This window comes from Collinsella sp. CLA-AP-H1 (genome assembly GCF_040092945.1).
GTDB lineage: Bacteria > Actinomycetota > Coriobacteriia > Coriobacteriales > Coriobacteriaceae > Collinsella.
Genome location: NZ_JBBNKO010000013.1, coordinates 64063 through 70771, shown reverse-complemented (window position 1 = coordinate 70771; position 6709 = coordinate 64063). Strand labels below are relative to the sequence as shown.

The following is a 6709-nucleotide window of genomic DNA, read 5'->3' as shown; positions in this document are numbered from 1 at the left end:
GCCGAAGGCGTCGACGACATGCCGGGGGCGGACCGGGACGGGTTCAACGGCAGGCCCCGCCGACCGATTGCAAGCGGTCGGCGGGGCCATTGTGGCTCTTGACAGCGGATTGGGTCATATGAGCGAGCGGGTCGCATTTGAGACAAGGTGACGTGAAACGAAAGGGCGCTGACCTTTTGGTCGCGCCCTTGAAGTTGAACGTCAGATTGTCCAAATGCGGCCCGCGCAGCGTCGAGCCGTTACGCGGTTTGGTAAAACCGCGTAACTCGTTAGTACATCTTTGCGCCGGCGGGGATGGAGGCGTCGAGCTGGATCAGGTTGAGACGCTCCTCACCATCCTCCTCGTGGATAGCGCTGATGAGCATGCCGCAGCTGGGAATACCCATCATCTTGCGCGGAGGCAGGTTGGTGATGGCGAGCAAGGTCTTGCCAACCAGGTCCTCGGGCTCGTAATAAGCGTGAATACCGGAGAGGATGGTGCGGTCGGTGCCGGTGCCGTCGTCGAGCGTAAAGTTCAGCAGCTTCTTGGACTTCTTGACGGCCTCGCATGCCTTGACCTTCACAGCGCGGAAATCGCTCTTGGAGAAGGTATCAAAGTCGACGAACTCCTCAAACAGCGGCTCAACGGCGATCTTGGAGTAATCGAGCGTGGGCTTAAGCGACTTAACGAATGGGCTCGCGGCGTTGCCGGCCTCGGCAGCCTTGGCGGCAGCGGCACCGGACTGGAAACCCTTCTCGGGCTTCATGTGCGGGAACAGCAGCACGTCGCGGATGGAAGCCTGGTTGGTAAGCAGCATGACCACGCGGTCGATACCAATGCCAATGCCGCCCGCGGGAGGCATACCGTACTCGAGGGCGCGCACGTAGTCCTCGTCATACTCCATGGCCTCATCGTCGCCGCCGGCCTTCTCGGCCATCTGGGCAGCAAAGCGCTCAGCCTGGTCGACCGGGTCGTTGAGCTCGGAGAATGCGTTGGCGTACTCGTGGCCGGCGATGACCAGCTCAAAGCGGTGGGTCAAACGCGGGTCGTCCTCAAAACGCTTGGCGAGCGGGCTGACCTCGATGGGGTAATCGCACACGAACGTGGGGTTGACGATGGTGTCCTCGCCCAGTTCATCGTAGATCTCGGCGATAATCTTGCCGGCGGTCCACTCGGGCTTAATCTCCAGGCCCTTCTCGCGCGCGGCGGCAGCAAGCTCCTCGACCGGCGTGTCGATGGTGACCTGCTTGCCGAGCACGTCGGAGACGATGTCGGTCATGGGACGGCTGGCCCACTCACCAGAAAGGTCGATGGCCTGGCCCTGGTACTCGATAACCTCGGGGTTGCCGATGGCCTTGTTAGCCGCCTTAATGACGCCCTGGGCAAGCGCCTTCATGCCCTCGAGGTCGGAGAAGGCACGGTAGGCCTCCATCGTGGTGAACTCGGGGTTGTGGGTAAGGTCCATGCCCTCGTTACGGAAGATGCGGCCGATCTCGAACACACGCTCAAAACCACCGACGATGCAGCGCTTGAGGTGCAGCTCGGTGGCAATACGCAGGTAGCACTCCTGATCGAGCGCGTTGAAGTGCGTGATGAACGGCTTAGCCGTGGCACCACCCTGGATGGTCTGCAGGATGGGGGTCTCGACCTCCATGTAGCCGTCGGACTCCATAAAGCGACGGAAGGTAGAGAGAATCTGCGAACGCTTACGGAAGGTCTCGCGAACGTCGTCGTTGGCGATCAGGTCGACATAGCGCTGGCGATAGCGGGTCTCCTTGTCGGAAAGGCCGTGGAACTTCTCGGGCAGCGGACGAACGGCCTTGGAAAGCAGGGTCGCACTCTTAGGGGCAACGGAAAGCTGGCCGCGCTGGGTGCGCACAACCACGCCGGTCACGCCCAGGATGTCGCCCAGGTCGAGGGCCTTGAGCGTATTCCAGGCAACCTCGTCCATGTCGTTGATGCGGCAGAACAGCTGAATCTCGGCAGTCGCATCGCGCACGACGATGAACATGATCTTGCCCTGGCCGCGCTTGGCGACTACGCGGCCGGCGATCTTCACGACGTCCTCGGTGTCCTCGCCATCGGCAAGCTCGGCGTACTTAGTCTCGATATCGGCGACGTAGTCCTCAAGCTCAGAGTGCTCGGGATAGGGGTTCTGGCCCGCCTCGAACAGGGCGGCGCGCTTGGCCAGGCGGGTGGCGCGCTCGTCGTTGAGCGTCGATGCCTGATCGGCGGCGTTCTGGTTCTCTGCCATAAGTTAGCTCCTCAAACTAAAACGCTCCCCAGGATTCGGTCCCAGGGAGCGAAAACATACCTTTACGCGGGACCGTGGTCTAGCGTGCGATCTTGGCGATGGTGTAGACGCGAGTCTTGCCGGAAGGCGTAACGACCTCGACGGAATCACCCTCGCCGTGACCGATGATGGCGTGACCGACCGGAGACTCGTTGGAGATCTTGTGCTCGAGCGAGTTGGTCTCGGTGGTACCAACGAGCGTGACTTCCATGACCTCGCCGTTGGGATCAATCAGCGAAACGGTGGAACCGATGGAGACGGTCAGATCGCCCGTGGTGGCAGCAACCTGAGCGTTGGCAAGAATGGCCTGGATCTCGGCGATACGAGCAGCATTCTGGGCCTGCTTGTCCTTGGCGGCATCGTACTCGGAGTTCTCCGAAAGGTCGCCGAACGCGCGGGCTTCCTTGATGTCCTCGACGATCTCCTTGGCGTAATCGCCCTCACGCCAGGCGAGCTCCTCGACGAGCTTCTGGCGGCCCTCAGCGGTCAGTACGATCTGGCTTGCGTCCATACGGATATCTCCCCAACTCTGATCAAACAATCAACTGTCAACAAAACGAAAAAGACCGGCTAGCCTGCGGGCAAGCCGGTCAGGTGCTCACCCCAAAGGGATGGGACTACTCTGCGTCCGCGTCGCTGTCCTCTGCCTGCTTCTTCTTGGCAGCAGCGAGCTTGGCCTCGAGCTCAGCGATCTCCTTGTCCTCCTCGGACTGCTCGACCACGACCTCCTCGGCCTGCTTGGTCTCGGCCTTATCGTCGCCCTCCATACCCTCGCGGATATTCTTGACGGTAGAGCCGAGGGACTTGCCGAGCTTCGGCAGGTTCTTGGGCCCGAAGATAATCAGGACAACGACGAGAATAATGATGAGCTCAGGAGCCCTCAGTCCAAACATGTAGACCTCCACAATACAGCGAGACAAGCTCGAATGAGTATACCGCGGGTATCGCGGTATCACAACACTAGCTAAAAAAAGGGACCGCAAGAAGCGGTCCCTCCTCATGCTCTGGTCGGGTTGACTGGATTTGAACCAGCGACCCCTGCGTCCCGAACGCAGTGCTCTACCAAACTGAGCCACAACCCGTTAGCTCGACTATAGTAACAAAGATTTTCGCCGCGTGCTAGAGAAATTTTTACTTCTTTGGCACTTCGACGCGAACCGTGTTGGGAATGAGCTCCGTCGCGCAGGCCCACCAGCCTTTTTGCTGGGCAGCGTCCGCAAGCCTTTCGGCCGTGGCGGCGGTGTCGCAAATGGCAAACGAACAGGCGCCCGATCCGCACACATCTACAGCAACGGTGCCGTCCTGTTTACGCAGCCAATCGAGAACCGTTTGAATCTGCGGCTCCATCTGTGCGGAAATGACACCCAGGTTGTTATGGATGAGCGCATATGCCGTCTCGGCATCACCAGCACGCAAGGCAGAAGCTATCGCGCCGGGCTTGTCCGCAGGCACCGGGGCCTCGTCAAAACGTCGATAGGCTTCAATTGTCGAAACGCTTGTCTCGCGCGGCTTAACCAGTACGACGGGCGTCGCGGGCAGCGCGGGGTACTCAGTTGCCAGCACGTCTCCCCCACCTACGTAAAACGCAGGGCTCGCGTGCAAAAAGAACGGGACGTCGGCACCAATGCCCCGCGCAATGTCATCGAGCGCTGGGTCGGTGCGATCAATGCCCCAGAGCTCCGCCAAGGCGACAATGACCGCGGCCGCATCCGTCGAGGGGCCGCCCAAGCCGGCGCACAATGGAATGCGTTTCTCAATCGTCACGCAGATGTTTGCCTCGCGACCATAATGCTCGGCCATAGCAACCGCAGCCCGATACGCCGTATTCTTTTGCATGGGAAAATCTGATACTGGAACCGTCTGGACGGTCAGCGCCTGCGCCGGCGTGACCGTCACGGTATCGGAAAGACCGACGGCTGCCATTAGGGAATCGACCCTGTGGTAGCCGCGGTCATCGCACTCGGTATGAACCCCCAGGTAGAGGTTAATCTTTGCCGGCGCGGAAAGAGTCAGGGACCGATCGGTCACCGTTAATGCTCCTCGAGCTGATTGCCGAGCGGGGTAAAGATATGCTCGCCGCTCTCGGGGTCGAACAGCTCGACCTGACCGGTGAGGACATCGATATACTGGTAGGACTGACGTGACTTGCGACCGCGACGCTCGTCAACCTCGACGATAAAGACGGCGGGGTGGACGCTCTTGATGGTGCCCATGCGCTCGACAACGCGGGTGCGGCCCATGTTGGCCTTAACCTTGACGCGATCGCCCACCATATCGGTCAGCTTCTCGTGGATGTCGTCGACGTGATTGACTTCCATCTCTTCCATGAATAGGGCCTCCAGAGGGTGCAATTCAAAAAAGGGATAATAACCCTAAGATAGACAAAACTCTAATACTATAGCACTCTGTTGCGACCATACGCAAGCAGCTAAAAAAGCCCCGTCCCAAATTGACTGCTTACAGATTGTCTGTGTCCAGAACGATGGTGAACGGACCGTCGTTGACCAGGTCGACCTTCATATCGGCGCCAAAGATACCGTGCGCCACGTGATCGACGTCCCGGGAGACGAGCGTCAGAAAGTACTCGTAAAGTTCGTTAGCGACATCGGGCGCGCCGGCATCCGTAAACGACGGACGGCGGCCATGGCGGCAGTCGGCAAACAGCGTGAACTGCGACACCACGAGTACCTCGCCGTCGACATCGGCCAGTGCCAAGTTGGTCTTGCCGTTCTCGTCCTCGTTGATACGCAGCCCGCGAAGCTTGCCCCACAGCTTGTCGGCTTCGGCGCGTGTGTCGCCGTGGCCCACGCCCAGCAGCACCAGGTAGCCGCGTCCAATGCGGCCCACGCACTCGCCGTCGACCGTCACGCCGGCGTTGAGCACGCGCTGCACCACCGCACGCACGGTCTACTCCTCGCCCGTCAGCTTGGCGGACAGATGCTCAAGCGCATGGAAACGATGGCTGATGGCGTTCTTCTCGTCCGCCGTGAGCTCGGCCATGGTCTTGCCCGGCGTATCGACCGGCAGGAACAGCGGATCGTAGCCAAAGCCGTGATCGCCGCGCCCCTCGTGCGCGATAACGCCCTCGCAGGTACCCTCGCCATAGGTGACCAGGCCGTCCGTATCGATAAGCGCGACGACGCTCATGAAGCGCGCGGTGCGGTCCTCGTCTGCCACGCCTTCCAGGTTAACGAGAAGCTTGGCGTTGTTGGCGGCATCGTCGCCATGCGCGCCCGCATAGCGCGCGCTATACACGCCCGGCTCGCCGTCCAGCGCGTCGACGACCAAGCCAGAATCGTCGGCGATGGCCATAAGGCCCGTCTCCTCAACGGCAGCCTGCGCCTTGATGATGGCGTTCTCCAAAAACGTCGTGCCGTTTTCCTCGGGGTCCTCAAAATCACCCAGCTGGCCGAGCGCCACAAAGTGCACCTCGGGCATGACCTTGCCCAAAATGGCTTCGATCTCGGTGAGCTTATGGGCGTTGCCGGTTGCCACGACGATGGTCGCCGCCGGGTCGAGGGTGTCGATGTCAATCTTCTCAAGTGCCATAGCTGGCCTCCTTTGTCTCTATAGCAATGCCGAGTTGAGGACGACGAGGACCTCGGCCTCTCCCCTCTCAATCTACGACAGTCTTATACTTCGGCGTTTTCGCAGATAAAACCTGCCAAAATAAACCTGTCCCTTTTTGGCAGGTTAGGCGAGGGCCCGGCGCTGAAGCTCGATGAGCTCGGCGATACCCTTGTCGCCCAGGTCGAGCAGGGCGTTGAGGCGTTTGCGGTCGAAGGGCGCCTGCTCGCCGGTGCCCTGGAGCTCGATCATCTCACCGGTGTCGGTGGCGACGAGGTTCATGTCGACCTCGGCATGGCTGTCCTCGGAATAATCGAGGTCAAGCAGCGTATTGCCGTCGACAACGCCCATGGAGATGGCAGCCACCTGGCCGATAAGCGGGATACGCTCAATCTTGCCCGCCTCGACCCACATGGCGAGGGCGTCGTGCAGCGCCACCCAGGCGCCGGTGATGCTCGCTGTACGCGTGCCGCCATCGGCCTGAATCACATCGCAGTCGACGGTGACGGTGTACTCGCCGAGCGCCTTCATGTTGACGACGGTACGCAGGCTGCGGCCAATGAGGCGCTCGATCTCCATGGAGCGACCCTTGCGGTTGGCGTGCTCGCGCTTGCAGCGCTTGCCGGTCGACGCCGGCAGCATGGCGTATTCCGCGGTCACCCAGCCGACCTTAGCTCCCTTTCGCCAGCCCGGCACGCCCTCCTCGATAGTGGCGGCGCACAGCACGCGCGTGTCGCCGAACTCGGCCAAACACGAGCCGTGGGCGTGCTTCATGACGCCGCGAGTAAGCTTGATGGGGCGCAGCTCATCGGCGGCGCGGCCGTTGGCGCGGTTGACCTGCATATACTCCATAGAAATATCCTTTCGGC

General features: G+C 60.9%; 8 protein-coding genes and 1 tRNA gene. All 9 read right to left on the bottom strand.

The features are described from left to right. Positions 1-269: 269 nt before the first annotated feature. Positions 270-2234: a lysine--tRNA ligase gene (lysS, locus tag AAAV44_RS07885; protein ID WP_349115268.1), complete on the bottom strand. Its 1965-nt coding sequence runs from the start codon at positions 2232-2234 to the stop codon at positions 270-272. 79 nt (positions 2235-2313) lie between these two features. Continuing rightward, on the bottom strand, positions 2314-2784 hold the full coding sequence (gene greA, locus AAAV44_RS07880) for a transcription elongation factor GreA (RefSeq protein WP_006234960.1): 471 nt from the start codon (positions 2782-2784) through the stop codon (positions 2314-2316). A gap of 106 nt (positions 2785-2890) precedes the next feature. After that, on the bottom strand, positions 2891-3166 hold the full coding sequence (tatA, locus tag AAAV44_RS07875) for a twin-arginine translocase TatA/TatE family subunit (protein WP_022094895.1): 276 nt from the start codon (positions 3164-3166) through the stop codon (positions 2891-2893). 112 nt (positions 3167-3278) lie between these two features. Next, positions 3279-3355: transfer RNA gene (locus AAAV44_RS07870), tRNA-Pro, on the bottom strand. A 49-nt stretch (positions 3356-3404) separates the two neighbouring features. Continuing rightward, positions 3405-4301 carry a 4-(cytidine 5'-diphospho)-2-C-methyl-D-erythritol kinase gene (gene ispE / locus AAAV44_RS07865; protein ID WP_349115267.1) on the bottom strand — a complete coding sequence of 299 codons (897 nt, stop codon included), beginning with the start codon at positions 4299-4301 and terminating at the stop codon, positions 3405-3407. A 2-nt stretch (positions 4302-4303) separates the two neighbouring features. Then, entirely contained in the window at positions 4304-4600 is a 297-nt protein-coding gene (locus AAAV44_RS07860; RefSeq protein ID WP_006234957.1) for a Veg family protein, read from the bottom strand. A 130-nt stretch (positions 4601-4730) separates the two neighbouring features. Next, on the bottom strand, positions 4731-5177 hold the full coding sequence (gene dtd / locus AAAV44_RS07855; protein ID WP_349115266.1) for a D-aminoacyl-tRNA deacylase: 447 nt from the start codon (positions 5175-5177) through the stop codon (positions 4731-4733). A gap of 3 nt (positions 5178-5180) precedes the next feature. After that, a complete protein-coding gene (gene rdgB, locus AAAV44_RS07850) occupies positions 5181-5822 on the bottom strand; it encodes an RdgB/HAM1 family non-canonical purine NTP pyrophosphatase (RefSeq protein ID WP_349115265.1) in 642 nt (213 codons plus the stop codon). Positions 5823-5966: 144 nt separating this feature from the next. Beyond that, complete coding sequence (rph, locus tag AAAV44_RS07845; protein WP_349115264.1) at positions 5967-6692, bottom strand: ribonuclease PH; 726 nt, start codon at positions 6690-6692, stop codon at positions 5967-5969. Positions 6693-6709 lie beyond the last annotated feature (17 nt).